This window comes from Curtobacterium flaccumfaciens, assembly GCF_051548005.1.
In the GTDB taxonomy this organism is placed as follows: domain Bacteria; phylum Actinomycetota; class Actinomycetes; order Actinomycetales; family Microbacteriaceae; genus Curtobacterium.
Genome location: NZ_JBPUGH010000010.1, coordinates 17,692 through 43,334 on the forward strand (window position 1 = coordinate 17,692; position 25,643 = coordinate 43,334).

Here is a 25,643-nt window from a genome sequence, read left to right on the forward strand (position 1 = left end):
CGATCGGCCACGGACGAAACAGAACTCGCGCCCGCTCCGTCCTGCCGCGCGCGAGGTGAGGGGCCGGGCGGACGGTGGGCGACGGTCAGGACGGGAGCGAGGCCAGCCGTTCGGCCCGGCGCGATGCCTGTTCGACGGGGTCCGGAACCGGCGCCGCCTGCACGAGTCGCCGCGTGTAGGCATCCTGCGGGGCGCGGAGGATCGCGTCGCAGGTGCCCTCCTCGGCGACGCGTCCGCCGTGCAGCACGACGACCCGGTCGCAGAGGGTGTCCACCACGGCGAGGTCGTGCGTGATGAACAGACACGCGAAGCCGAGGCGCTCCTGGAGTTCGCGGAAGACGTCGAGCACCCGGGCCTGCACGGACACGTCGAGGGCGCTGGTCGGTTCGTCAGCGACGAGGAGCGCAGGGTCGAGGGCGACCGCGCGGGCGATCGCGACACGCTGCCGTTGCCCGCCGGAGAGCTCGTGCGGGTACCGCTCCGCGAACCCGCCGTCGAGTCCCACGTCCGCCAACAGCCGCTCGGTCCGTTCCGCGACCTCGGCAGCGGGGAGCCGGAGGATCTGCCGCAGCGGCTCGGCGACGGTCTGGCCGACCGTGTACCGCGGGTTCAGTGACCGCAGCGGGTTCTGGAAGACGACGCCGACACGTTGCCGCATCGCTCGACGGTCCGAGCGGCTCGCGGACGCCACGTCGGTGCCGTCGACGAGGACGTTCCCGGAGGTGATCGGGGCGAGGCCGACGGCGGCCCGGCCGATCGTGGTCTTGCCGCTGCCCGACTCCCCCACGAGCCCGACGATCTCACCGCGCCGGACCCCGAACGACACGTCGTCGACGGCGCGGAAGCGTCCCCTGAGCGCACCGCCGTACTCGACCACGAGGTGCCGGACGTCGAGGGCAGGTGCCGGGACCTCCGTGGCGGGGGCGGGCCGAGCCTCCAGGCCGACCTCGTCGACGGCGCTGCTCCCGCCCAGGCGGGGCACCGCGGCGAGCAGTTCCCGGGTGTAGTCGTCCACGGGCGCCGTGAGGACGTCGACCGTGCCACCGGTCTCGACGACGCGGCCACGGCGCATGACGACGACCCGGTCCGCGATGTCCGCGACGACGCCCATGTCGTGCGTGATGAGCAGGATCGCGGTCCCGGTGCGCTCGCGGAGCGCCCGCAGCACGTCGAGCACTTCGGCCTGCACCGTGACGTCGAGGGCGGTGGTGGGTTCGTCGGCGATGAGCAGGTCGGGGTCCGCGGCGAGCGCCATCGCGATCATGACGCGCTGGCACTGGCCGCCCGACAGTTCGTGCGGGTACTGGCCGAGTCGGCGCTCGGGTTCGGGGACCTCGACGGAGCGCAGGAGTTCGATCGACCGCGCCCGGACCGCGGCACGGTCGAGTCCGGCCTCGGCGCGGCGGACGGCTTCGGCGAGCTGGAAACCGACGGTGAAGACGGGGTTGAGGGCGGCCGACGGGTCCTGGAAGACCATCGAGACCCGGCGTCCGCGGACCGAACGGAGCGTGCGCTCGTCGGCACCGAGCACCTCGAGGTCGCCGATCCGGATGCTGCCGGTCGCACGGGCGCCGTCGGGAGCGATCCCCATCGCGGTCATCGCGGTCATGCTCTTGCCGGATCCCGACTCCCCCACGACCGCGACGACCTCGCCACGGCCGACGGTGAACGATGCGTCGTCGACCGCGCGGACGGTCTCGCCCTCCACGTCGAAGGTGACGGTGAGGTGTTCCACGGCCAGGACGTCGCTCACGGGGTCTCCGATCGGTCGGTGTCGTCGCGGGCGGCCTTGAACGCCTCCCACTCCTCGAGCATCTTGAAGTGGTGCCCGCGGAGCCACTGCATGTAGTCACGGCCGTTGCGCAGGCGTTCGCGGACCTCGGCGTCGACGTCGCCGGTGCCGGTGTGCCCGCCGGACTCGACGATCGCGAGCCCCCGACCGATGACGTCCCGCTGACGGTCCAGGTAGCGGCGTTCGCCGGCGAGCCAGGAGCCCCAAACGTCGGCCTCGGCGCGGAAGTAGTGGCTGCGCTCGCCGGGGACGGTGTGGCGCTTCACGAACCCGCTGTCGACGAGGCGACGGGTGGACATCGAGATCGATCCGGAGCTGGCGCCGAGCGCGGTCTGCAGGTCGGACGAGGACGAGTGCGGGGCGCGGGTCATCATGAGGTACCCGAGGACCCGGGCGTCCGTGAGGGGCGTGCCCGCGAGCTCGCTGAACATGAGCGCGAACTCCTCCACGAACGCCTGGCGTGCCGGTTCGAGGACGACGTCGTCACGCACGCCACCACCGCCGTCCACCTCGACGGCGCCGCGTGCGCCGACGTCGGCGGGTGCCCGGTCGCCGCTGGTCATGCCTCGAGTCCCGCGGCGACGGCGGCCGGTTCCACCGGGACCGCCCACGGTTCCTGCGTCATGCCGCCGCCGGCCCGGATCGCCCGGACGGTGCCGTCGGCAGCGCGGTCGTAGACGATGTCCTCGTCGATCGACCCGAAGCGGTTGCCGTGGGTCATGCGGAGGGTGTCGGCATCGACGACCTCGAGTCGCGTGGGCGACTCGAGCGGTGCCGGAGCGGAGGGGTCGACCTCGACGAGGCGGTCGCCGATGAGCGCGACGTCGGTGACGCCCCACGGGTTCGCGAAGCGCCCGGTGAAGGTCGCCGCGTCGATGTCGTCCGGCACCGCCGCTCCGGGTGCGTCCTCGGCGGCCGCGGCATCGAGGAGCTCGATGATCGCCGTCGCGATGAGCGTGGCGGGACCGGCCGCGGCGCTCGTGAGCACGGACACCACGAGCCCGGACGCCGGGTCGAACATCGACTGCGTGATGTGCCCGGGGAAGCCGCCGGAGTGCCCGCGGACCTCGCGGCCGCCGATCCGGTCGACGACGAACCCGGCGCCGTAGCCGCGGTCCGCGACGTCGTCGGTCGAGCTCCACGCCTTGCGCTGGGCGAGCCGCTTCGAGTGGTCGCTGAGCAGCGTCCCCTGCCCGATGACGTGCTGCGAGAAGTACCGCACGAGGTCGGACGCCGTGCCGTGGAACCCGGTCGCGGCCGCCATCGCCCGCGTGTCGACGTGGTCGATGCGGTGTCGACGGCGGTGCGTGTGGAACCCGGTGTACCCGACGACGAAGTCGTCCGCGCGCGACGGGTCCCAGTCGGGGCCGGTGTTGCGGAGCCCCAGGGGTTCGGTGATCGACTCGCGGACGAAGTCGTTGTACGAGCGCCCGGACACCGCCGCGATGACGAGGCCGAGGAGCGAGTACCCGAGGTTCGAGTAGTTGAACGACGAGCCCGCGGGGACCTTCTGGCCGCGGTCCAGCACGAGCGCGAGGAGCTCCTGCTCGTCCGGGAACGGCCGCAGCAACGACCAGTAGTCCCCGTCGTGCCCGTCGCGGATGACGCCGGCGCCCATCTCCATGAGCTCACGGAGGGTGGCGTCGGCGATCGGCGAGCCGCCCTCGACGAGCGCCGGGACGTACGTGCCGACCGTGTCGTCGAGGCGGAGCGCCCCGCGTTCGGCGAGCTGCAGGAGCGCGGTGGCGGTGAACGTCTTCGAGTGCGAGGCGATCCGGAAGAGGTCCGTCGTGGTGAGGCGTCGCTCGGCCTCGACGTCGGCGTAGCCCCAGGCCTCCTCGAACACGACCTCGCCGCCGTACCCGATGGCGACCTGCACGCCCGGCACGCGGAGCTGCCACACCTTGTAGGACACCCAGTCGTGGATGTAGGGCAGGGTCTTCCGGTACGCGGCGAGGGTGTCGGTCACTTCTGGGGTGTCCTTTCGGAGGGGCGGTGGTGACGAGTCTGACGGCTGCTTGCCGCGGGGTGCGGCGCGACGCGCGTCAACGTCGTCGTGGGTCGAGTGCGGCGCGCAACGTGTCCCCGAGCGCGATCACCGACAGCACGGTGATCGCGAGGAACGCGGCGGGCGCGATGAGCATGTGCGGGGCACGGAGGAACTGGGACGTGGCGGCGGACAGCTGGAGCCCCCAGGAGATGGCCGGGCTCTCGAGTCCGATGCCGAGGTACGTCAACGACGACTCCGACACGATCACCCCGCCGACGGTGATGGTCGCGAGGACGAGCAGCGGCGAGATCGATGCCGGCAGCACGTAGCGCGTCGTGATGCGCCAGGTGGAGAGCCCCATCGTCCGCGCGGCGAGCACGAACTCCGCGTTCCGGACGCTCCGCACGCTGGAGCGGACGAGCCGCGCCATGGTCGGCCAGCCGAACAGTGCGAGCACGAGCGAGACGGTCAGCACCGAGCGTTCGCCGACGCTGTTGAGCACGACGACGGCGCCGAGCAGGAACGGGAAGCCGAGGAACACGTCGGTCAGGCGGGCGAGCACGGCGTCGACCCACCCCCCGACCATCCCCGCGACGGTCCCGACGACCAGCGCCACGATGCCCGCGAGCACGGTGGTCAGCAGCGCGACCGCGATCGACGACCGCGTACCGAAGACGACGTTCGCGTAGACGTCGCAGCCCTGCAGGTCGTAGCCGAACGGGTGGCCGGCAGCGGCGGGTGCACCGCTTCGACCGAGGTCGCACACGCGGGGGTCGCCGTGCCCGAAGAAGCCGGCGAAGAACGACGGGAAGACCGCGACGAACAGGACGACGGCGAGGATGCTCGCGGGCAGCCAGAAGCCGGGCTTCCGGACCGCCGCACGCAGGGGGCGTCGCCGGGTGACGACGGTCGGCTCGACGGTGGCGCCGATGGCGGAGGTGGTCATGCTGCGGCTCCTGTCCGGACGCGCGGGTCGAGGGCGGCGTGCAGCAGGTCGACCAGCACGCTCGTGACGAGGAACACCAGGATCAGGGCGGTCGAGATCCCGACGACGACCGCACCCTCGTGCGACCGGATCCCCTGGAAGAGCAGGTTGCCGACGCCGGGGAGGTTGAAGATGCCCTCGACGATGACGGTTCCGCCCATCAGGTACCCGAGGTCGGTGGCGAGGTAGGTCGCGGTGGGGATGAGCGAGTTCCGCATCGCGTGGACGCCGACGACGCGACCCGGCGCCAGGCCCTTCGCCCGGGCGGTGCGGACGAAGTCGGCGTCGAGCGTCTCGATCATCGACGTCCGGGTCAGCCGCGACACCGCCGCGAGCCCGAACAGCGCGACGACGAAGGCCGGCAGCAGGTAGGCGGTGGGCCAACCCGCGGTGGCGCCGGCGACCGGGAACCAGTGCAGGCGCACCGAGAACACCAGCTGCAGGGCCACGCCGAGGACGAACACGGGGACGGCCCCCACCACGATCGTGCCGACCAGCACCGTCTTGTCGAGGACGGTGCCGCGCTTCAGGGCCGAGAGCACGCCGAGCCCGATGCCGAGCAGGATCTCGATGGCCCAGGCGGTCAGCGCGAGCGTGATGGTCACCGGCCACCGGGCGGCCATCTGCGCGCCGACGGACTGCCCGCTGAAGTCGGTGCCGAAGTCGCCGCGGAACAGCCCACCGAGGTACTGCAGGTACTGCAGCCACAGCGGCTGGTCGAGGTGGTACTCGGCCCGGAGCGCGCGGACGACCGCGTCGGTGAGCGGCCGGTCCCCGCCGAGCGCCTTGTTCGGGTCGCCCGGCAGCGCGACGGTCATCGCGTAGATGAGGAAGGTCACGCCGAGGAACACGACGACCAGGCCGCCGAGTCGGCGGGCGACGGCGAGCGCCGGGCGCATCACGCGCCTCCCGTCAGCGACGTGGCGAGGGGCGGACGGGAGGCGCGCGTCGGCCCCGCCACGTGGCTCGCGCAGGCGAGGATCGCGCCGAACTGCACCCCCACCAGCTTGCTGATCGGGATCGGTTCGGCCCCGGTGGCCTCGTCCGCCTGCCAGGTCGCGTACCGCTCGGCGAGGCGGTCGCGGAGCCGTCGGAGCGGCGCCGGCGCCGTGCCCGCGACCGTCTCGGCCTCGAGCGCTCGGAGCAGCATGCCGCCGTAGCGGAGCCGGAAGCAGCGGACCAGGTCCTCGCACCCGAACCGCTCGGCGACCGTGGCCGTCCGGGCGGCGGGTTCCCGGTCGGCCCGGGCCCGGTCGGTCGCAGCCGTCCCGGCGAGCATCGGGACGAAGGCGCGCGAGGCCTCGAGGAACGGCGAGTCGATCGTGAGCATCGGGGACGCCTCGTCGAGGATCGCCTGCAGTTCGACCCCCGAGCTGCCGAGGGCGTCGGCGCACCGGCGGAGGACGTCCGCGTAGGACTCGTCCGTCGGGGTCTGGTCGTCGGCGTCGGGGTGGCTCCAGTACGGCAGCTCCGCCACCATGCACAGGGTGCCGTGCCGTGCCGCCCACGCGGCGCTCGAGCCCCCGTGGATGTGTTCACGGGGGTCGACGCCGAGGCCTTCCAGGTACTCGTAGGCGACCTCGACGCCGTCCATCGCGAACACCGCGGGAGCGAGCGTGCGGAGGTGCGGCGACTCGGGCTCCCCCGTGTCGAGCGGGAGGCCGAGCGCCGTCGGCACCGCGTGCAGGGTGTCGACGACGTCGGGCAGGTCCTCGGACAGGTAGTAGTAGACGCCGCCCATCTCGCCGTTGTGCAGCGAGACGAGCAGGTCCGGCCGGGTGTCGTCGATGAGTCGCATGAACGCGAGCGTCTCCGGGAGCACCTGGTCGAAGTACACCGACCGGTAGTTGTTCGGGAACGTCCACTCCACCTGGCTGTCCGGCGCCGGACGGTGGAAGTGCCGAGCGTAGGACACCCGGTCGTGGGGGTCGTGGAACCAGGCCTCGTTGAGCCGCATCCCGTCCGGGTCGATCGTCGGCACGATGTGCCACGTGGCGTCGAGCGTCGCTGCGGTCGCCGCGTCCTCGAGCAGCCACGTGGCGAGGTGCAGTGCCGTCCACGACCCGATCGGTTCGTTCGGGTGCACGCCGCCGACGATGACGGCGGCGTGCGACCCGGAGCCGATCCGGTAGCTGTGCAGCGGTTCCCCGAGTCGGCTGGTGCCGATCCGGGTGACCGTGACCTGCTCCGGGTGCGCCGCGGCGAGCGCGTCGAATGCGGCGTGGAGGTCGTCGACGAGCGGGAAGCCGTCGCGGTCGGGGACCTCGGCCGCGAGGCGGAGGACGGTGCGCTGGTCCATCGGGTGGTGCCGGTCCCTACTTGACGGTGATGCCGGGGACGACGGGGCTGCCGTCGACGGCGGGCAGGGAGTCGATCTTGTCGCTGACGACGTAGGCGTACTTGTCGAAGAAGGTCGGCACGACCGGGAAGTCCTGCAGCACCGCCTTCTGCGTCTGGGCGTAGTACTCGTTCGCCTCGGCCTGCGAGCCGGCGGAGTCCGCCTTCGCGAGGAGCTGGTCGACCTCGTCCGACTGGTAGTAGCCGGTGCAGGGTGCGCAGCCGCCGGCCTTGGTGAAGAGCGCGCGGAGGGTGTTCTGCTGGCTGGCGTAGAGCGCGCCCCAGTGTCCGAAGTGCGGGCCCTCGATCTTCTTGTCGGTCAGCTCCGAGTAGTACGACGCCCAGTCGGTGGTGGCCTTCGCGACGGTGTCCACGCCGAGGTTCTGGCGGATCTGGTTCGCGTAGGCCTGGTAGAGCGAGTCGAGGCCGTTGCCACCCGGGTAGACGAGGGTGATGGTGCCGTCGAACCCGCCGGCCTTCGCGAGCAGCGCCTTGGCCTTCGACGGCGAGAACTCGCACGCCTCGCCGCAGATGCCCTCCTGGGTGCCGGACATGCTCGGTGGGGTGAGCGCGGTCGCGGGCTCGTACAGGCCGCCGTAGATCGCCTTGTTCACCTGCTCGCGGTCGATCGACATCGAGATCGCGCGGCGGACGTCGGGGTTCGCGTACCGGTCGTCCCAGAGCGGGAACCCGAGGTAGTCGATGCCGGGTGCGTCGAAGGAGTGCAGACGGTCACCGAAGTCGGCACCGGCGCTCGTCATCTTGTCGGCCGGCAGGAAGAGCACGTCCGCGTTGCCGGCGAGGACGTCGGTGTAGGCGGTGTTCATGTCCGAGTAGCTCTTGAAGGTGACGTCCTCGGTCTTCGCCTTCGTGCCCTCGTAGCCCTTCCACGCGCGGACCGTGAAGGGTTGGTTCGCCTTCCACTTCTCGGTCATCTCGTACGGCCCGTTGCCGATCGGCTTCGCGTCGTACGCCTTGAGGTCCTCGTAGGCCGCTTCGGGCATCGGGTAGAACGCGGTCTGCGCCTGGCTGAGCTGGAGCGGGAACTGGCTGTCGGCGTGGTCGAGGGTCACCGTGAAGGTGTCCTTGCCGGTGACCTTCAGGCCCGACATCTCCTTCGTCTTCGGCGTGCCCGACGTCGGGTTGAGGTCCGAGTACCCGACGATCGCGGCGAGTTCCCCGCTGTTCTCCCACGCGTTCGGCCCGTAGGCGGTGTGGTTCCACGCCTTGACGTAGCTCTCGGGCGTGACCTCCTCGCCGTTCTGGAACGTCCAGCCGTCGCGGAGGGTGATCGTCCACGTGGTGTTGTCGCTCGAGGTGACGCTCTTCGCGGCGACGTCGTGGAGCTTCCCCTTCGCGTCCGTCTCGGTGAGCGGCGCGAACAGGCTGAGCACCTGCGTGAAGGCCACGGTCTGGCGTCCGGGGGTCAGGTGGTCGGGCTCGCCGGTGGCGTACACCAGGCTGCCACCCGCGCCGGGGGTCTGGTCGGCGGTGCTGCCCGCCGAACACCCTGCTGCCACCAGCGCCACCGTCGCCGCCGCTGCAACCGCGGCGATCGTCGTCCTGCCTCGCATGTCGTGCTCCTCGGGTCCCGCTCCCGGGTCCGGCCCGGTCGTCGTTGTCGAGGAAGCTAGGGCCGGCGCAATCCCGACCGCAAGGCTTGTTTCAATGATCTCTGAAACCTTTACCGGACTGAAACACAGCGGAAACGACACCCGTCGCGAGCCGGAGCCCACCTGTGCCACGCTCGACCCATGCGGCACACATCCCACTTCCTGGTGACCGACGTCGACGAGGTCCGACGGGTCATCGGCGAGAACCCGTGGGCCACGATCGTGTCGCACACCGCCGCCGGACTCGTCGCGTCCCACTACCCGGTGCTGCTCGACACCACGACGAGCGCCGACACCGACACCGACACTGCCGAGATCGTCCTCGTCTCGCACGTGGGCCGCCCCGACGAGGTCGCGCACGAGCTCGGGCAGCACGAGGTCCTCGTCGTGTTCCAGGGCCCGCACGGCTACGTCTCCCCCGCCTGGTACCCACCCGAACAGTTCGTCCCCACGTGGAACCACGTCACCGCGCACTGCTGGGGCACGCCGGAGATCCTGTCCGACGAGGAGAACTTCCGCGTCCTCGGCGAGCTCGTGGACCACTTCGAGCAGCGCATGCCGGAGCCGGTGTCCCTCGAGGTCGACGAGCAGACCGCCCGCGCGATGGCGAAGGGCACCGTCGGCATCCGCATCCGGGTCACCCGGTTCGACGCCCGCGCGAAGCTCTCCCAGAACAAGGCACCCGAGGTCGTCGAGCGGATCATCGCCGGCCTGCGCGGCGACGGCCCCTACGCGTCACCGGCGCTCGCCGACGAGATGGCCCGCGTGCACGGCCGGGAGGCGCGGGGCCCACGCCGCCGGTTCCGGGCCGACGCGCCAGCGGCGGACCGGCCGTGACGGTGGGGATGACGGAGACACTGCTCCGGACCGTCCGGCGCGTGGGGACGTCCGGCGCCCCGTCCGACGTGCGGCTCGTCGACGGGCGGGTCGCCGCGATCGCACCGGCCGGCACGCTCGACGCGTCCGGCCCCGACACCCAGCTGGTCGAGGCCGCCGGGGCGTGGCTCGGCCCCGGGCTCGTCGACCACCACGTGCACTTCGACCAGTGGGCGCTCGTGCGTCGCCGGGTCGACGTCTCGGGCTGCGACTCCGCCGAGGCGACCGCAGCCCTCCTGGCGGACGTCGCGCGAGTCGGCGTGACGGACCGCGTGCTCGTCGGGCACGGGTACCGCGACGGGATGTGGCCACGCCCTGCGCGACGCGAGTTGCTCGACCAGGCCGCACCGGGCCTCCCGGTCGTCGTCATCAGCGCCGACCTGCACGCCGTGTGGTGCAACGCCCTCGCCCTCACGCACTTCGCCGCGCTCGTCGGCCGTCCGCTCGCGGCGGGTGCGGACGGCGTCCTGCGCGAGCAGGACGCGTTCGACGTGACCGGGGCGCTCTCCCGGGTGCCGGACGACGTGCTCGACGGGTTCGTGGCGGACGCCGTCGAGGCAGCGGCTGCCCGCGGGGTGACGCGGGTGCGCGACCTCGAGATGGTGTTCGGGATCGACCGCTGGACCCGGCGTGTGCAGGCCGGGACGGACGGACTGCGGGTCGACTCGGGCGTCTACCCGGCCGAGCTGGAGTCCGCGGTCGCTCGGGGACTCCGGACGGGCGACGTCGTCGAGGGCACCAGGGGCCTCGTCCGGATGGGCCCGTTCAAGGTCATCACGGACGGGTCGCTCGGCACCCGGACGGCGGCCATGGCGGACGGGTCGGGGGTGCTCGCGTACGCGTTCGAGGACCTCGTCGCGATGGTCCGCCGAGCGGTCGACGCCGGACTCGTCCCCGCCGTGCACGCCATCGGCGACCGGGCGAACACGCTCGCGCTCGACGTGTTCGAGGCCGTCGGCGCCCGCGGCACGATCGAGCACGCGCAGCTCCTCGAGGCGGACGACGTGGAGCGGTTCGCACGGCTCGGGGTGGCCGCGTCGGTGCAGCCCGAGCACGCCATGGACGACCGGGACATCGCGGACCGGTACTGGGCAGGCGTGACCGACCGGGCGTTCGCGTTCGCGTCGCTCGACCGCTCCGGCGCCACCCTCCTGCTCGGGTCCGACGCACCCGTGGCACCGCTCGACCCGTGGGTGTCGATGGCCGCTGCGGTGGGGCGGGACCGTGACGGCCGCGAGCCCTGGCACCCGGCCGAGCGCCTCGCGGCACTGACGGCCTGGCGCGGGTCGACCGAGGGCGGTCGCGTGGGCCTCGGCGTCGGGGACGGCGCCGATCTCGTGCTGCTGGCGGAGGACCCGCTCGCCGCGTCCTCGACGGGGCTTCGTGGCATGTCCGTGCTGGCGACCGCGATCGACGGGCGGTTCACCCACCTCGACGTGTGAGCGGGATCGCGCTACTTCTGGTCCTTCGGGCACCAGTAGAGCTTGCGTCCGGCCATGTCGGCCATCCGGATCTCGGTGCCGCAGACCCGGCAGGGCTCACCCGCGCGGTGGTACACCCAGTGGCGGTCCTTCCGCGAGCGCACGGCCTTCGCGTGGTCGGCTTCCGAGAGGTCGTCCATGGTCAGCATGAGGCCGTCTCGGACACCGTCGTGCAGCAGCTTCGACCAGTCCTGCCACAGCGCCTTCGCCTGCTTCACGGTGATCTTCTTGCCGGGCTTGTACGGGTCGATGCGCTGCCGGAACAGCAGCTCGGCGCGGTAGATGTTGCCGATGCCCGCGACGACGGACTGGTCCATGAGCAGTTGCCCGATCGCGACGTTCCGCTTCCGGACGTTCTCGACGAAGGTCTTCTCGGCCTCGGGTCCGTCGTCGTTGATCGGGTCCGGTCCGAGCTTGTCGAGCGCGCGCTGCACCCCGGCAGGGTCCTCGACGACGCAGGCGGTCGGGCCGCGGAGGTCGGCGACGGTGTCCTCGGTGAGGATCCGGACGCGCACCTGGCCGACCGGGTCCGGCGGGAAGGACTCGATCGGGTCCTCGGCCTTCTCCTGCTCGGCCATCCGGTAGCGGGCGAGCCGCGGCGCGCCGATCGACGACAGCGACTCCTCGCCGTCACCGTCCTCGGACAGGGCCTCGGCCGACGAGATCACGCCGGCGAAGTCCCACGCACCGTACAGACCGAGGTGGACGCGGAGGAACAGGTCGTCCTCGAACTCCAGGAAGAGCTGCTTCGCGACGGCCCGGGCGGCCACCATCCGCTTGCCGTCGAGCTGCTGGGCCCCGGCGGCGAAGCGTCCCTGCGGGCTGGACACCTCGCAGCGCTTGCCGACGAAGTGTCGGGAGAACTGGTTGGCGATGCGGTGGACGGAGTGACCCTCGGGCATGGAGCCTGTCTACCCGGCCTACTCGTCGATCTGCTTACCGGCGATGTGCCCCGTCGTCTCGTACTCGGCGAGCTGCGCGATGCGACGGGCGTGACGTTCCTCGCCCGAGAAGGGCTCCGCGACGAAGAGGTCGACGAAGCGCATGGCCTCGTCCTCGGTGTGCTGGCGGGCGCCGATGGAGATGACGTTCGCGTCGTTGTGCTGACGGGCCAGGAGCGCGGTCGACTCGTTCCAGACGAGCGCGGCGCGGATGCCCTCGACCTTGTTCGCGGCGATCTGCTCGCCGTTCCCGGAGCCACCGAACACGACGCCGAGCGCCTGGACCCCGGCGCGCTGGTCCTGCACGACCGCGTGCGCGGCGTTGATGCAGAACGAGGGGTAGTCGTCGAGCGCGTCGTACTCCGTCGGACCGTGGTCCACCACCTCGTGCCCGGCCTCCGTCAGGTGCTGGGCGAGGGTCTTGTTGAACTCGAGGCCGGCGTGGTCCGTTCCGAGGTGGATGCGCATGGGACCGATCCTATTCCTGCGCCTACCGGCCCCTGACCACGACGACGACGTACCGCACGGGGTCGTCGCCGGCGTTCCGGTACACGACGTCGGCCGGCTCGCCGAGCTCGATCCGGTCACCGGCACCGAGGCGCGTCACCGCGTCGCCGACGACGAGTTCGAGCGTGCCGTCGAGCACCCAGATGCAGTGCCGCAGGAAGGCGTACGCGGACGCCGGGTACGCCACTTCGCGGCCGGCCGGGAGGCGCACCTCGGTCACGTCCGCGGGGAAGTCCGCACTCGAGACGGGACGGCGCCGGTACCCGGTGTCGGGATCGGTCCAGGAGTCGGCGGTCGCGCCGCGCTGGACGCCGCGCGCCTCGTCGGGGTCGCTCGCCCTGGGCACCTCGTGCTCGAGGCCCTCGTCGAGGAGCTGCGACACCGTGAGCCCGAACGCCCCGGACAGGCGCCCGAGGATCGTCGCGGTCGGGCTCGACACACCGCGTTCGACGCGGTTGATCATCGCGCGGGAGACGCCGGACTCCTCGGCGAGCTCGGTAAGGCTCCACCCCCGCTCGGTCCGGAGCCGCCGGAGTCGGTCGCCGAGTCGACGCTGCTCGGCGCCGTCGGCGGACGCTGGGTCCGCCGTTTCCGCTTCCGTCGCGGCGTCGTCTACGATCTGAGACATGCCGACAGCATATGCGACGAACTCGGGCCCGTCGGTCACCGTGCGGGACTGCGAGCCGGGCGATCTCGACGTCGTCCACGCCCTCCACGTCGACGCCGTGCTGCACTCGACCGCGATCTGGCAGGACGAACCGCACCCGCGCCCGTGGTTCGACGCCTGGCTCACCGAGCGGCGGGCCGCCGGCTTCCCGGTCCTCGTGGCCGAGGTGGGCGGCGTCGTGGCCGGGTACGCGACCTACAGCGGGTTCCGGCCGCACGCGGGCTACCGGCACACGGTCGAGCACAGCGTGTACGTCGTCCCCACGTTCCGGGGGCGGGGCGTCGCGACGGTGCTCATGGACGCCCTCGTCGCCCGGGCGCGAGCCGACGGCCACCACGTGCTGATGGCGGGGATCTGCTCGTCGAACACGGGGTCGATCGCGTTGCACGAGCGGCTCGGCTTCGAGACGGTGGGCGTGCTGCCCGAGGTCGGGCGCAAGTTCGACCGCTGGCTCGACCTGACGCTCATGCGGTTGCCGCTCGACTGAGCCGCGCGTGGGCCGCGCCGGCGTGGCGGGGCCGCGCCGTGCCTCCCGGCCGATGCGGCCGCTCGCTCGGACCGCACCCCCGAAGAGACATCGCACCCCGTCGTGACGGGGCGCGATGTCCGTGACGGGGCGCGGAGCTCCCGCCCGTCCCGCTGCGCGTCAGGCGGTGGTGTCGAAGACCGGGCCGACCGTGCGGGAGCGCTTGAGCTCGAAGAACCCGGGGTACTTCGCGACCGCGACGACACCGTCCCAGAGGTCGAGCGCCTCCTGCCCCTTCGGCGCCGGCGAGATGACCGGGCCGAAGAACGCGGTGCCCTCGACGGCGATCACCGGGGTGCCGACGTCCTGGCCGACACGGTCGATGCCGTCCTGGTGGCTCGCGCGGACGGCCTGGTCGACCTCGTCGGTCCAGGCGTACTCGACGAGGTCGGCCTCGAGGTCGAGCTCCGCGAGCACGGCGGGGACGACCTGCTCGGGATCGTCCTCCTGCCGGTGGTGGATGTGCTCCCCGAGCGCGTCGTACAGGGGCTTCACGATCTCGTCGCCGTGCCGGAGCCGGGCTGCGGTGACGATGCGCGGGTAGACCTGCCCCTTCGTGAGGCGCTCGCGGTAGCTCTCCGGGACGTCCTGGTGCTCGTTCAGGACGAAGAGGCTCATCACGTGCCAGGTGACGTCGATCGGGCGCTGCCGCTCCACCTCTCCGACCCAGCGGCTCGTCATCCAGGCCCACGGGCAGTTCGGGTCGAACCAGAAGTCCACAGCGGTGCGTTCGGTCGGGTTGTCCACAGTCGTGTCGGTCACGGATGCGAGCGTACGCGCGCTCGCTAGGCTGGAGTCGACCGTCCCGCCGGTGCACGACGCCGCGTCGGGACCCCTCGCACGCGGACAACGACCGTCCGCGTCCACAGTGGAAGTTGGAGCGTCCGTGCCCGGAGAGAACCTCACCCGAATCGAAGCCCAGGAGCGCGCGAACCTCGTCGACGTGCAGTCGTACGACGTCGAGCTCGACCTCACCCGCGGCGCCGAGACCTTCGGCAGCACCACGCGCGTGCGGTTCACCGCGACCGCCGGCGCCTCGACCTTCATCGACGCGATCACGAAGACCGTGCACTCCGTCGAGCTGAACGGCACGGCGCTCGACGTCGCCGCGGTGAACGACGGCGTCCGCATCCAGCTCGACGGGCTGCAGGAGCAGAACGAGCTCGTCGTCGTCGCCGACGCGCTGTACACGAACACGGGCGAGGGCCTGCACCGCTTCGTGGACCCCGTCGACGACGAGGTGTACCTGTACTCCCAGTTCGAGGTCCCGGACTCGCGGCGCATGTTCGCCGTGTTCGAGCAGCCCGACCTCAAGGCCGAGTTCTCCTTCACCGTCACGGCGCCGGCCCGCTGGCAGGTCGTGTCGAACTCCCCCACGCCCGAGCCGCACGTCGACGGTGAGGTCGCGACGTGGTCCTTCGCGCCGACCGCGAAGATCTCCAGCTACATCACCGCGCTCGTCGCCGGCCCGTACGAGGTCGTGCGCGACGAACTGACGAGCCGCGACGGACGCACGATCCCGCTCGGGGTCTTCGCGCGGAGGTCGCTCGCCCGGTACCTCGACCCCGAGTACGTGTTCGACATCACCAAGAAGGGCTTCGCCTACTACGAGGAGAAGTTCGACGTCGCGTACCCCTTCGAGAAGTACGACCAGCTCTTCGTGCCGGAGTTCAACGCCGGCGCGATGGAGAACGCCGGCGCCGTGACCTTCACCGAGACCTACGTCTTCCGCTCCAAGGTCACCGACGCCATCAAGGAGCGCCGGGTCGTCACGATCCTGCACGAGCTCGCGCACATGTGGTTCGGCGACCTCGTCACGATGAAGTGGTGGAACGACCTCTGGCTCAACGAGTCCTTCGCCGAGTGGGCGTCGACCATCGCGACGGCCGAGGCCACCGAGTGGACCGAGGCGTGGACCACGTTCCAGGCGATGGAGAAGTCGTGGGCGTACCGGCAGGACCAGCTGCCGTCGACGCACCCGATCGTCGCGACGATCAACGACCTCGAGGACGTCCAGGTCAACTTCGACGGCATCACCTACGCGAAGGGCGGCTCGGTCCTCAAGCAGCTCGTCGCCTGGGTCGGCATCGACGCCTTCTTCGCCGGGGTCTCGGCGTACTTCAAGAAGCACCACCACTCGAACACCGAGCTGCGTGACCTGCTCGTCGAGCTCGAGGCCACCAGCGGCCGCGACCTCTCGGACTGGTCGGCACTCTGGCTCGAGACCGCCGGTGTGAACACGCTCCGTCCGGAGTTCGACGTCGACGCGGACGGCACGATCACCTCGTTCACCGTGCTGCAGGAAGCCCCGGCCGAGTACCCGACGCTCCGCCCGCACCGCCTGGCGATCGGCGTCTACACGGCATCCGAGGGCGGCAAGCTGGAGCGCACCCACCGCGTCGAGATCGACGTCGACGGTGCCCGCACGGACGTCCCCGAGCTCGTCGGCGTCCACCGCGGCGACCTCGTGCTCCTCAACGACGACGACCTCGCCTACGCGAAGATCCGCCTCGACGAGCAGTCCCGCCAGACCGCGATCGCGCACCTCGCCGACATCGCGAACCCGCTCGCGCGCTCGATCGTCTGGGGTGCCATCTGGGACGCGACCCGCGACGCCGAGGCCCCCGCGAGCGACTACGTGCGGCTCGTGCTCGGCAACATCGCGAGCGAGACCGAGTCGACGACGATCCGCACGACCCTCTCGCAGCTGCTGCTCACCGCGCGCAACTACGTGGCACCGGAGAAGTCCGAGGCGATCATCCGCCAGGTCGGCGACACGCTGTGGACCCTCGCGACCGAGGCCGAGGCGGGTTCCGACGCGCAGTTCCAGTTCGTGAAGTTCTTCGCGCAGATCCCGTCGACGCCCGAGCACGTCGCGACCCTCCGCGGGCTGCGTGACGGGTCGGTCGCGCTCGACGGGCTCGAGATCGACACCGACCTCCGCTGGGAGCTGCTGGAGGGCCTCGTGCTCGCCGGTGCCGCCGACGGGGCCGACGTCGACACCGAGCTCGCTGCCGACAAGACCGCGTCGGGCGAACAGGCCGCCGCTCGTGCCCGCGCGTCCATCCCGACCGCCGAGGGCAAGCTCGCCGCGTTCTCGTCGCTCGTCGACTCCGACGCGCTGCCCAACGCGATCGTCCGCCAGACCACCGTCGGGTACCAGCACGTGAACAGCCCCGTCGTGCTCGAGGGCCTCGTGCCGAAGTACTTCGAGGTCCTCACGCGCATCTGGGCCGAGCGCAGCTACCACATGGCCGACACGATCGTCACCGGGCTCTACCCGGCGCCGCTCGCCTCGGTCGAGCTGCGCGACGCCGCCCGGGCCTGGCTCGAGGCCAACCCCGAGACCCCGGCGCTGCGTCGCATCGTGACCGAGAACCTCGCGGGCACCGAGCGGGCGCTCCGGGTCCAGGCGGCGGACGCCTGAGCCGCCGGCACTGACCGCTGACGGGCGGGGTCTCGGTGTTCCTCACGGGACGCCAAGGCCCCGCCCTCTAGCATCGATCGGATCATGCTCCTCGCCGCATCAACCAACGCAGCCGTGAACTCCGCCCTCGACGACTTCTGGAGCGTCTGGGGCAAGCCGATCACGATCGTCATCGTGATCCTCGCCGCGATCGTCGTGCGACTGATCCTCCGCCGGATGATCACGACCGTCGTGAACCGCGTCGTGCTCGGTGTCAAGAAGCGCCAGGGCACGACCGACACGCAGGCGCTCATCGCCTCTCCCGTGCAGACCGCCCGTGTGGTCCAGCGCACCCGGACGCTCGGCAGCGTCCTCGAGAACCTCGCCACCGTGATCGTCGTGGCCGTGGCGCTCGCCATCATCATCCCGGTCGCGATCCCGAACGCCGCGGTCGGCATCGTCGGCGGTGCCTCCCTCGTCGCCGCCGGCCTCGCGGTCGGCGCCCAGAGCATCGTGCGCGACCTGCTCTCCGGCGTCTTCATGATCCTCGAGGACCAAGCGGGCGTGGGCGACGTCGTCGACACCGGCCAGGCCACCGGCGTCGTGGAGAACGTCGGGCTGCGCGTGATGCAGATCCGCGACGTGAACGGCATCCTCTGGTTCGTGCCGAACGGCCAGATCCTGCGCGTCGGCAACCTCTCGCAGGGCTGGTCGCGCGTCCTCGTGGACATCACCGTCCCGTACGACACCGACATCGACGCCGTGCAGGACGCCCTCCTCAAGGCCGCGGTCACGATGTCCCAGGAGCCCCGCTGGCGCCAGCGCATCGTCGAGAAGCCGGAGATCTGGGGCCTGCAGTCGATCACCGACGCGGGCATGGTGTTCCGTCTCGTCGTGAAGACCCGCGCCTCCGAGCTCGACGCCGTCGGCCGGGAGCTCCGGGTCCGGCTGAAGCGTTCGGTCGACGAGCTCGGCGTGACCCTGCCGGCCATGGCGATGATCATGCCCGCCGGCTGGGAGAACGCGACCTCGATCAACGGACTCCGCACCGTCAAGACGCAGCCCACCCCCGCCCCGACGAAGTCGCGGAAGCCGAAGCGGAACCTGCTCGGCCAGGCCATCCGCACCGACGACGACACGACCGACCAGAAGTGAGCCAGCAGCCATGAACGACGACGTCGCCCCGACCGGTGCGCCCCGCCCCGGTGGTGTCCCCGCGCAGCCCATCACCCTCCGCGTCGGCGAACACGGCGTCTCGGCGACCGGTTCGCTCTACGACCGCATCGGCGGTGCACCGACCTTCGACCGGCTCGTCCGCCGCTTCTACGAGGGCGTACAGCGGGACGACGTCATCTGGCCGATGTACCCGGCCGACGACCTCGAGGGCGCGATCTGGCGCCTCTCGGCGTTCCTGCAGCAGTACTGGGGCGGTCCGGGGACGTACAGCGAGGAGCGCGGTCACCCCCGCCTCCGCATGCGGCACAACCCGTTCCGGATCACGCCCGAGGCCCGCGAACGCTGGCTGCACCACATGCACGAGGCGGTCGAGTCGCTGGAGCTCGCGCCCCTCGACGAGGCCGAGCTCTGGGCCTACCTCGACCGCGCCGCGCACGCCATGACGAACACGTTCGACTGACGTCCGTCGACTGGTCGCGACGCACCGGACGGGAGGCGCGGGGCGGCGACGACCCGTGCCTCCCGTCCGGTGGGTGGCCGGGACGACGCCGGGGCGACGTCAGCGCACGTAGGACCCGTCGGCCAGGTCCTCGACGAGCGAGGGCCGCGTCGGGTTCCAACCGAACGCGGCGCGCGCGTGCGCACCCGAGGCCTCCTGGTGGAGGAGCAGCGCGTCCGCGAAGGCGTCGCCGAGACGACCACGGGACTCGTCCACGCTCTCCGCGACCACGGGCGAACCGTGCGCCCCGGCCTCCGCGATCTCGCGCAGCGTCGGGTTGTCGCCGGTCGCGGCGACGACGTACCCGTCCTGCTCAGCGCGGTGGAGGGCCAGCACGTACAGCTCGCCGAGGTCGTCGATGTGCACCGTGGTCCACCGCTGCGAGCCGTCGCCGACGAGGCGGACCTCGTGCTCCCCGTCACCGACGAACATCGCGGGGATGCCGGCCCCACGGCCGTAGACGATGCCCGGGGCGACGATCGTGGTGTGCGCCGAGCTCGATCGGACTGCGGCCTCGTTCGCCACGCGCCAGGCGGTCAGCGCGGGCGGGTCGATCGGTGACTGCTCGGAGATGTCCGTCGAGTTGCCGAAGGTGAAGATGCCGCCGGTGTGCACGAACGGTTTCGGGGTGCCCTCGAGCGCACGGAGCACCGTCGCGGTGAAGCCGGGGTCGACCTGCTCGGCGGAGGCGGTGTGCACGACCCCGTCGGTCTCGTGCGCGAGTCGCTCGACGACGTCGGTGTCCGTGACGTCCCCGACGATCGCGTGGCCGCCGGCGTCCCGGACCCGCTGGGCCTTCTCATCGGAGCGGACGATCGCCGTCACCTCGTGGCCGTGGGCGACGAGGGCACGGAGGACGGAGGAGCCGATGTAGCCGGAGGCACCGGTGAGGAAGACGTGCATGCGTCCAGCCAACCACGCCGTTCCCGGTGCGCGCTGGCGGTCGCGCCGGTCGTCGTGCTCGTGGTCGCGCCGGTCGTCGTGCTCGTGGTCGCGCCGGTCGCCGTCCTCGTGGTCGCGCTGGCCGCCGCTCGCGCGGAGGCGCGGTCCGTCAGGAGCTGAGCGACCAGGCCCGTCGCTTGACGAGCACGTGCCCTCGGGAGGTGGTGAGTCGGCTCCACGGACCGGTCTCGAACACCCGGACTGGGTCGTGCCCGAGGAACCCGAGGCTCTCCCCCGCGAACCCGGCGCCCGCCGGCAGGTGCTCGATCATCGGGATCGGACGGCCCCAGACCTCGGAACGGACCCGGCGGACGATCGCGTCCCCGGCGTTCGACGGGACGGCCTCGGCGACCTCGGCGATGCCGGCCTTCGCGGCGCGCTTGAGGAGCTCCGACGAGACGTCGGGCAGCGGGACCCACCCACCGCGGGGCGGGGAGATGGCGGCCCAGGTGACCGTGTTGACCTCGAGCGGGAGCTCGACCTCGATCGGGGTCGCGCGGGTGGGGTCGGCACCTTCGGCGTGCTCGGCGTCCTGTGCCTCGGCCAGCAACCGGAGGCGTTCCTGCAGCGAGGCGAGCGGCACGACCGCGTCGATCGTGGCCGGTTCCGCGAGTGAGAACGTGCGGAGACCGAGGACGGTCGGCAGTTCGTCGAGCAGGCCCACCGGGTAGAGGATCGCCGTGTAGACCGCCAGGACGCCGGAGTCGGCGATGAGCCGGACCGAGCCGTCCTCGACCCGGGCGGCGCGTCCGAGGTAGGTGCGGAGGTCACCGAGCGAGGCGACGTCGGGGAGGGTGAAGGTGGTGCCCATGTCCTGTGGATCCTACCGGGGTGGTCGCTTCGTAGGATGTGCCCGTGAGCGAACCGGACTTCCTGCGGACCCTGCGGCTCGACGACACCGGCGCGAGCACGGGTGAGACGATCCTGACTGGGGCCAGCCACTGGTCGCCGAACGGTCGCGTCTTCGGCGGGCAGGTGCTCGCGCAGTGCATCGTCGCCGCGCAGGCCACCATCGAGGACCGCGACATCCACTCGATGCACGGGTACTTCCTCCGGCCGGGCGACACCGAGCTGCCGATCACGTTCGGCGTCGAGCGCATCCACGACGGTCGGTCGTTCGCGACCCGACGGGTGCAGGCGTACCAGCGGGGCGTGCCGATCTTCTCGATGATCGCCTCGTTCCAACGGCCCGACGACGGTGTCGAGCACCAGGAGCCGTTCCCGGTCGACACCCCGGCTCCGGAGGACCTGCCGTCGGCGGCGTCGATCCTCTCCGCCATCGACCACCCGGTCGCGCGCGCCTGGGCCGAGCGCTCGATCGACCTCCGCCACGTCGAGGGCCCGGTGTTCGTGGACGTGCAGGGGGAACGGCTCCCCCACCAGGCCGTGTGGTTCCGGGTGGACGGCGACCTGCCGGAGGACCCGGCACTGCACCGTGCGGTCCTCGGCTACGCCAGCGACCTCTCCATCCTCGAGCCGGTGATGCGCCGCCACGGGGTGGCCTGGGGCACGCCCGGGGTGAAGAGCGCGAGCCTCGACCACGCGATGTGGTGGCACCGCGACGGCCGGGCCGACGACTGGGTGCTCTACACGCAGGAGTCCCCGAGTGCGCAGGGCGGTCGGGGACTCGCGTTCGGACGGATGTTCTCGCGGGACGGTCGGCTGCTCGCGAGCGTCGCGCAGGAGGGGATGATGCGCGTCCCGCGGTGAGCGGCGGCCGGTCCGCTGATCAGGGCTCGTCCGCGGTCCGGGGCCGGTCCGCGGTTCAGGGTCGGGAGAACCGCACCGGGTCCTGGATGTAGGGCTCACACGCCGCCCGCTCGGCCGCGGTGAGCCGCCGCGGCCGGTTCGTCTCGGCATCGACCATCACGAGGGCCGTCGTCGCCCGCGTGTAGAGCTGCGCCGGCTCGTGGCCGACCGGTGTCCAGACCTCGTACGACACGTCGATGCTCGCGCCGCCGATCCGACCGATCCACATCCGGATGTCGAGCGGCTGACGGAAGTACGGGATCGACGCGAGGTACTCGAGCCGCTGCGCCGCGATGACCGTCATCGTGCCCGAGCCCGGGCGGCCGTCGATGATCGGCTCGGGGATCGAGCCGTCCGCGCCGACCTCGTCCGGGTCGGCACCCCAGAACCCCACGATGCGCGCCTCTTCCAGGAGGCGCAGCATCGCGGAGTTGTTGACGTGCCCGTACGCGTCGATGTCGCTCCACCGCATGCGGATCGGAGCGTGCAGGACCGCCACGGGTCAGTCGCGGGTGAGCTTGCGGTACGTCGCTCGACCGGGCTTCGCGGCGTCGGCACCGAGGCGCTCGATCTTGTTCTCCTCGTACGCCTCGAAGTTGCCCTCGAACCAGTACCAGTTCGGCGTCCCGTCCTCGTTCAGACCTTCCCACGCGAGGATGTGCGTGGCGATGCGGTCGAGGAACCACCGGTCGTGGGTGATCACCACGGCGCAGCCCGGGTACTCGAGCAGCGCGTTCTCGAGGCTGCCGAGGGTCTCGACGTCGAGGTCGTTGGTCGGCTCGTCGAGGAGCAGGAGGTTGCCGCCCTGCTTCAGCGTCAGTGCCAGGTTGAGGCGGTTGCGCTCACCACCGGAGAGCACGCCGGCCTTCTTCTGCTGGTCCGGACCCTTGAAGCCGAACTGCGACACGTAGGCGCGGGACGGGATCTCGGTCTTGCCGACCTGGATGTAGTCGAGCCCGTCGGACACGACCTCCCAGAGGTTCTTGTTCGGATCGATGCCACCACGGCTCTGGTCGACGTACGAGATGTCGACCGTCTCGCCGATCTTCAGCGTGCCGCCGTCGAGCGGCTCGAGGCCGACGATCGTCTTGAACAGCGTGGTCTTGCCGACGCCGTTCGGGCCGATGACGCCGACGATGCCGTTGCGGGGCAGGGTGAAGGAGAGGTCGTCGATGATGACGCGCTCACCGAACTGCTTGTGCAGCTTCTCGGCGTCGATGACCTGCGACCCGAGTCGCGGCCCGACCGGGATCACGATCTCCTCGAAGTCGAGCTTCCGCGTGCGCTCGGCCTCGGCGACCATCTCCTCGTAGCGCGCGAGGCGCGCCTTCGACTTCGCCTGGCGGCCCTTCTGGTTGCTCCGCACCCAGTCGAGCTCGGAGGACAGCCGCTTCGCGAGCTTGGCGTCCTTCTTGCCCTGGACCTCGAGGCGGGCACGCTTCTTCTCGAGGTAGGTCGAGTAGTTGCCCTCGTACGGGTAGAGGCGTCCGCGGTCGACCTCGGCGATCCACTGCGCGACGTGGTCGAGGAAGTACCGGTCGTGGGTGACCGCGAGGACGGCACCGTGGTACTGCTGCAGGTGCTGCTCGAGCCAGAGGACGGACTCGGCGTCGAGGTGGTTGGTGGGCTCGTCGAGGAGCAGCAGGTCGGGCTTCTGCAGCAGGAGCTTGCAGAGGGCGACACGGCGCTTCTCACCGCCGGAAAGGTGGGTGACCATCTCGTCCCCCGGGGGGCACTGGAGCGCGGCCATGGCCTGCTCGAGCTGCGAGTCGAGGTCCCACGCGTCGGCTGCGTCGATCTCCTCCTGCAGCGTGCCCATCTCCGCGAGGAGCGCGTCGAAGTCCGCGTCGGGCTCCGCCATCAGCGCGGAGATCTCGTTGAAGCGGACGACCTTGCCGTGGATCTCGCCGACGCCCTGCTGGACGTTCTCGAGGACCGTCTTGTCCTCGTCCAGCTCGGGCTCCTGCATGAGGATGCCGACGGTGAACCCGGGGGTCAGCTTCGCCTCGCCGTTGGACGGCTGGTCGAGACCCGCCATGATCTTCAGGATCGTCGACTTGCCCGCGCCGTTCGGTCCGACGACGCCGATCTTCGCGCCGGGGAGGAACGACATCGTGACGTCGTCGAGGATCAGCTTGTCGCCGACCGACTTGCGGGCGCGGACCATCTGGTAGATGTACTCAGCCATATCGCGCCCAAGTGTAGTGACCCCGGAGCCCGGCTGCGCGGCGGTCTGACGATCGCCGGAACGCGCACGGACCCGTTCGGGGGCTGACGGGGCGAGGCCGGTCGACGTACGGTACCTGCATCAACTCGCCGACGGGACCCGAACCACCATCTCGGCATCGATCAGGACAGGACCAGGACCTCATGGCGAATCAACGACTCCGTCGTCTCGTGCTGCCCCTCGTCGGGGCACTCGCGCTCGGGATGGCGGTGAGCCTCCCCGCCGCGCCGGCATCCGCGGCCGCCGCCGTGCCCAAGGGCACGGTGTACGTCAACTACACGGCGAAGATCAGTGCGAAGGGCTCCGGCACCGGCTACTCGTCGTACATCAACATCCACGATGCCCACAACAACGCGTTCGCCTGGGGCATCCAGTCGGACACGGGTTCGACGCAGAGCAAGGGCAAGCCGCGCTTCATCTGGGAGCGGGTGCAGAACGGCAAGTTCAGCTACGGCTACCTGAGCGCGGCGACGAACAACCTGACCTCGGTCGGGCTGCGCTGGTACAAGAACGACGTCGCCGCGGTGGTCGCGAACGGCAAGGTGCTCCAGAACATCGGGGTGAACCTCGACGGACGGCTGTTCTTCAACGCCGAGGCGAACGCCCGGCTGAACGGTGACACGGTGCACTCGACGGTGCAGGACATCAGCATCAAGATCAACGACACCACCAAGCGGACCGGTCTGGCGGGGAAGTGGAACACCGGCTTCACCTTCCACGGTCTGAAAGCGAAGCAGACGAAGGCCGACAACCGTGGCCAGGGCGCGAGCTTCGCGATCGACGGCACCGTGACCGGGCTCGCCCGCGGCCACGACTGGGACACGGACCAGGTCTCGGGCATCGCGATGATCGCCCCGAACTGGGGCTGATCCCGCGCGGGCGTGCCCCGCGCCCACGGACGACGAACGCGTCGGGCACCTCCGGGTGACCGACGCGTTCGTCGTCCCGAGCGGGGACGGCTGGGCAACGAAGGCCGGGCGGGGACGACCGGGCGAGCACGACCGGGCGAGCACGACCGAGCGAGCACGACCGGCTTGGGACGACCGGCCTGGCACGACCGGCATGGCACGACCGGCCTGGCACGACCGGCATGGCACGACCGGCCTGGGACGACCGGCCTGGGACGACCGGCCTGGCACCACCGGCCTGGCACCACCGGCCTGGGACGACCGGCCTGGCACGACCGGCCTGGGACGACCGGTCGGTCAGGCCGCCTCGGGCTCGCCGAAGGGATCGTCCGCCGTGGCGTCCCGTGCGCCCGGCCCGTCGGGCTCGTCCGCCCCACCGGGTCCTCGAGGGTCAGCGAGCGCGCCGAGCCCGGGCGCTCCTGCGAAGCCGGGCGACGGGACCTCGTCACCGAGGATCGCCGCGGTGTGGCGGTCCGCCTCTGCCGGGTCCGGAAGGAGTTCCTCCCCGGACCCGTCCGCTGCGGGGTGCGCGTCCGACCCGTCCGCGCCCGGGCCGTCCGGCTCGGTCTCGTGGAGCTCACCGGTGCGTGGGTCGACCCGGGCACCGCCGACCGGGACGGCCGGTCCGTCGCTGGCCTGCCGAGGGACGCGGATCCAGTTGCTGATCCCCCACGCGAGGTCGTGGCCGATGCCCTCGGCGTCGACCTCGACCGAGGTGCCGCCGCGGCCGTCGCGCTCCCACGTCCGGATGCGCACACGCCCGGTGACGACGATGCGGTCGCCCTTCTTGAGGGACTTGTGGACGTTCGCAGCCAGTGACCGGAACGCGGTGACCGTGAACCAGTTGGTCGCGCCGTTCGTCCAGGTCCCGGTGGCCCGGTCGAAGCGACGCGACGGCGACGCCAGCCGGAGGCTCGTGATGGCGACACCCGTGTCGGTGACGAGGTGCCGGGGTTCGGTGGCGACGATGCCGCAGATGGTGATCGTGTCGTTCATGCTGCGATCGTCGCGGGGCCCGGGC

The 25,643-nt window shown here is 71.3% G+C and carries 25 protein-coding genes; 9 read left to right on the forward strand and 16 right to left on the reverse strand.

The features are described 5' to 3' along the window. Positions 1–85: 85 nt before the first annotated feature. The 7 genes from ACSW7Y_RS02800 to ACSW7Y_RS02830 all read right to left on the reverse strand — a co-directional run bounded on the left by ACSW7Y_RS02800 (position 86) and on the right by ACSW7Y_RS02830 (position 8,678). Positions 86–1,753, reverse strand: a complete 1,668-nt coding sequence (locus tag ACSW7Y_RS02800; protein WP_438124820.1) for a dipeptide ABC transporter ATP-binding protein — start codon at positions 1,751–1,753, stop codon at positions 86–88. Next, on the reverse strand, positions 1,750–2,355 hold the full coding sequence (locus tag ACSW7Y_RS02805; RefSeq protein ID WP_438124821.1) for a GbsR/MarR family transcriptional regulator: 606 nt from the start codon (positions 2,353–2,355) through the stop codon (positions 1,750–1,752). Before ACSW7Y_RS02805 ends, ACSW7Y_RS02800 begins: the two co-directional genes overlap by 4 nt. Further along, positions 2,352–3,761, reverse strand: a complete 1,410-nt coding sequence (locus tag ACSW7Y_RS02810; RefSeq protein WP_438124822.1) for a serine hydrolase domain-containing protein — start codon at positions 3,759–3,761, stop codon at positions 2,352–2,354. The genes ACSW7Y_RS02805 and ACSW7Y_RS02810 overlap by 4 nt, the downstream gene beginning before the upstream one ends. A gap of 76 nt (positions 3,762–3,837) precedes the next feature. Beyond that, positions 3,838–4,728 (reverse strand): ABC transporter permease, encoded by an 891-nt coding sequence (locus ACSW7Y_RS02815; RefSeq protein ID WP_438124823.1) that lies wholly within the window; start codon positions 4,726–4,728, stop codon positions 3,838–3,840. Beyond that, on the reverse strand, positions 4,725–5,666 hold the full coding sequence (locus ACSW7Y_RS02820; RefSeq protein ID WP_438124843.1) for an ABC transporter permease: 942 nt from the start codon (positions 5,664–5,666) through the stop codon (positions 4,725–4,727). Before ACSW7Y_RS02820 ends, ACSW7Y_RS02815 begins: the two co-directional genes overlap by 4 nt. Further along, a complete protein-coding gene (locus tag ACSW7Y_RS02825; protein WP_438124824.1) occupies positions 5,666–7,066 on the reverse strand; it encodes a M14 family zinc carboxypeptidase in 1,401 nt (466 codons plus the stop codon). Before ACSW7Y_RS02825 ends, ACSW7Y_RS02820 begins: the two co-directional genes overlap by 1 nt. 16 nt (positions 7,067–7,082) lie before the next feature. Further along, positions 7,083–8,678, reverse strand: a complete 1,596-nt coding sequence (locus ACSW7Y_RS02830) for a peptide ABC transporter substrate-binding protein (protein ID WP_438124825.1) — start codon at positions 8,676–8,678, stop codon at positions 7,083–7,085. Between the two features lie 180 nt (positions 8,679–8,858). Here ACSW7Y_RS02830 and ACSW7Y_RS02835 point away from each other — a divergent pair, with 180 nt between their 5' ends. Continuing rightward, positions 8,859–9,554: an FMN-binding negative transcriptional regulator gene (locus tag ACSW7Y_RS02835; RefSeq protein ID WP_438124826.1), complete on the forward strand. Its 696-nt coding sequence runs from the start codon at positions 8,859–8,861 to the stop codon at positions 9,552–9,554. Positions 9,555–9,562: 8 nt separating this feature from the next. After that, entirely contained in the window at positions 9,563–11,035 is a 1,473-nt protein-coding gene (locus tag ACSW7Y_RS02840) for an amidohydrolase (RefSeq protein WP_438124827.1), read from the forward strand. Positions 11,036–11,046: 11 nt separating this feature from the next. Here the strand turns inward: ACSW7Y_RS02840 and ACSW7Y_RS02845 are convergent, their stop codons facing one another. From ACSW7Y_RS02845 to ACSW7Y_RS02855, 3 genes are read right to left on the reverse strand one after another with little or no spacing between them, the layout of a single operon-like run. Beyond that, positions 11,047–11,976 (reverse strand): Fpg/Nei family DNA glycosylase, encoded by a 930-nt coding sequence (locus ACSW7Y_RS02845; protein WP_438124828.1) that lies wholly within the window; start codon positions 11,974–11,976, stop codon positions 11,047–11,049. Between the two features lie 18 nt (positions 11,977–11,994). Then, complete coding sequence (locus ACSW7Y_RS02850) at positions 11,995–12,483, reverse strand: ribose-5-phosphate isomerase (protein WP_438124829.1); 489 nt, start codon at positions 12,481–12,483, stop codon at positions 11,995–11,997. A 22-nt stretch (positions 12,484–12,505) separates the two neighbouring features. Further along, entirely contained in the window at positions 12,506–13,150 is a 645-nt protein-coding gene (locus ACSW7Y_RS02855) for a helix-turn-helix domain-containing protein (RefSeq protein WP_438124830.1), read from the reverse strand. Here ACSW7Y_RS02855 and ACSW7Y_RS02860 point away from each other — a divergent pair. Continuing rightward, the gene (locus ACSW7Y_RS02860; RefSeq protein WP_438124831.1) at positions 13,149–13,676 is read left to right on the forward strand and encodes an N-acetyltransferase family protein; all 528 of its coding nucleotides are present in this window, start codon (positions 13,149–13,151) and stop codon (positions 13,674–13,676) included. The genes ACSW7Y_RS02855 and ACSW7Y_RS02860 overlap by 2 nt on opposite strands. A 159-nt stretch (positions 13,677–13,835) precedes the next feature. Here the strand turns inward: ACSW7Y_RS02860 and ACSW7Y_RS02865 are convergent, their stop codons facing one another. Continuing rightward, positions 13,836–14,477, reverse strand: coding sequence for a mycothiol-dependent nitroreductase Rv2466c family protein (locus ACSW7Y_RS02865; protein WP_438124832.1), 642 nt, complete (start codon positions 14,475–14,477; stop codon positions 13,836–13,838). Between the two features lie 124 nt (positions 14,478–14,601). Here ACSW7Y_RS02865 and pepN point away from each other — a divergent pair, with 124 nt between their 5' ends. From pepN to ACSW7Y_RS02880, 3 genes are all read left to right on the forward strand, one after another. Continuing rightward, complete coding sequence (gene pepN, locus ACSW7Y_RS02870; RefSeq protein WP_438124833.1) at positions 14,602–17,142, forward strand: aminopeptidase N; 2,541 nt, start codon at positions 14,602–14,604, stop codon at positions 17,140–17,142. Positions 17,143–17,226: 84 nt separating this feature from the next. Next, positions 17,227–18,276 (forward strand): mechanosensitive ion channel family protein, encoded by a 1,050-nt coding sequence (locus tag ACSW7Y_RS02875; protein ID WP_438124834.1) that lies wholly within the window; start codon positions 17,227–17,229, stop codon positions 18,274–18,276. Positions 18,277–18,286: 10 nt separating this feature from the next. Next, positions 18,287–18,757, forward strand: coding sequence for a globin (locus ACSW7Y_RS02880; RefSeq protein WP_438124835.1), 471 nt, complete (start codon positions 18,287–18,289; stop codon positions 18,755–18,757). A 99-nt stretch (positions 18,758–18,856) separates the two neighbouring features. Here ACSW7Y_RS02880 and ACSW7Y_RS02885 read toward each other — a convergent pair whose 3' ends face one another. Beyond that, positions 18,857–19,699 carry an NAD-dependent epimerase/dehydratase family protein gene (locus ACSW7Y_RS02885; RefSeq protein ID WP_438124836.1) on the reverse strand — a complete coding sequence of 281 codons (843 nt, stop codon included), beginning with the start codon at positions 19,697–19,699 and terminating at the stop codon, positions 18,857–18,859. Between ACSW7Y_RS02885 and ACSW7Y_RS02890 the strand changes: the two genes are divergently transcribed. Then, positions 19,694–19,858 (forward strand): hypothetical protein, encoded by a 165-nt coding sequence (locus ACSW7Y_RS02890; RefSeq protein WP_438124837.1) that lies wholly within the window; start codon positions 19,694–19,696, stop codon positions 19,856–19,858. The two genes, ACSW7Y_RS02885 and ACSW7Y_RS02890, sit on opposite strands and share 6 nt — an antisense overlap. Here the strand turns inward: ACSW7Y_RS02890 and ACSW7Y_RS02895 are convergent. Next, complete coding sequence (locus tag ACSW7Y_RS02895; protein ID WP_438124838.1) at positions 19,848–20,549, reverse strand: hypothetical protein; 702 nt, start codon at positions 20,547–20,549, stop codon at positions 19,848–19,850. The two genes, ACSW7Y_RS02890 and ACSW7Y_RS02895, sit on opposite strands and share 11 nt — an antisense overlap. 44 nt (positions 20,550–20,593) lie before the next feature. Here ACSW7Y_RS02895 and ACSW7Y_RS02900 point away from each other — a divergent pair, with 44 nt between their 5' ends. Further along, positions 20,594–21,448 carry an acyl-CoA thioesterase gene (locus ACSW7Y_RS02900; protein WP_438124839.1) on the forward strand — a complete coding sequence of 285 codons (855 nt, stop codon included), beginning with the start codon at positions 20,594–20,596 and terminating at the stop codon, positions 21,446–21,448. A gap of 55 nt (positions 21,449–21,503) precedes the next feature. On the opposite strand, the gene ACSW7Y_RS02905 is transcribed toward ACSW7Y_RS02900, so the two are convergent. Next, positions 21,504–21,959, reverse strand: a complete 456-nt coding sequence (locus tag ACSW7Y_RS02905; protein ID WP_438124840.1) for an acyl-CoA thioesterase — start codon at positions 21,957–21,959, stop codon at positions 21,504–21,506. A 30-nt stretch (positions 21,960–21,989) separates the two neighbouring features. Next, on the reverse strand, positions 21,990–23,675 hold the full coding sequence (gene ettA, locus ACSW7Y_RS02910) for an energy-dependent translational throttle protein EttA (RefSeq protein ID WP_290132409.1): 1,686 nt from the start codon (positions 23,673–23,675) through the stop codon (positions 21,990–21,992). A gap of 182 nt (positions 23,676–23,857) precedes the next feature. Here ettA and ACSW7Y_RS02915 point away from each other — a divergent pair, with 182 nt between their 5' ends. Beyond that, on the forward strand, positions 23,858–24,583 hold the full coding sequence (locus ACSW7Y_RS02915) for a hypothetical protein (RefSeq protein WP_438124841.1): 726 nt from the start codon (positions 23,858–23,860) through the stop codon (positions 24,581–24,583). A 336-nt stretch (positions 24,584–24,919) separates the two neighbouring features. Here ACSW7Y_RS02915 and ACSW7Y_RS02920 read toward each other — a convergent pair whose 3' ends face one another. Beyond that, positions 24,920–25,618 (reverse strand): single-stranded DNA-binding protein, encoded by a 699-nt coding sequence (locus ACSW7Y_RS02920; protein ID WP_438124842.1) that lies wholly within the window; start codon positions 25,616–25,618, stop codon positions 24,920–24,922. Positions 25,619–25,643 lie beyond the last annotated feature (25 nt).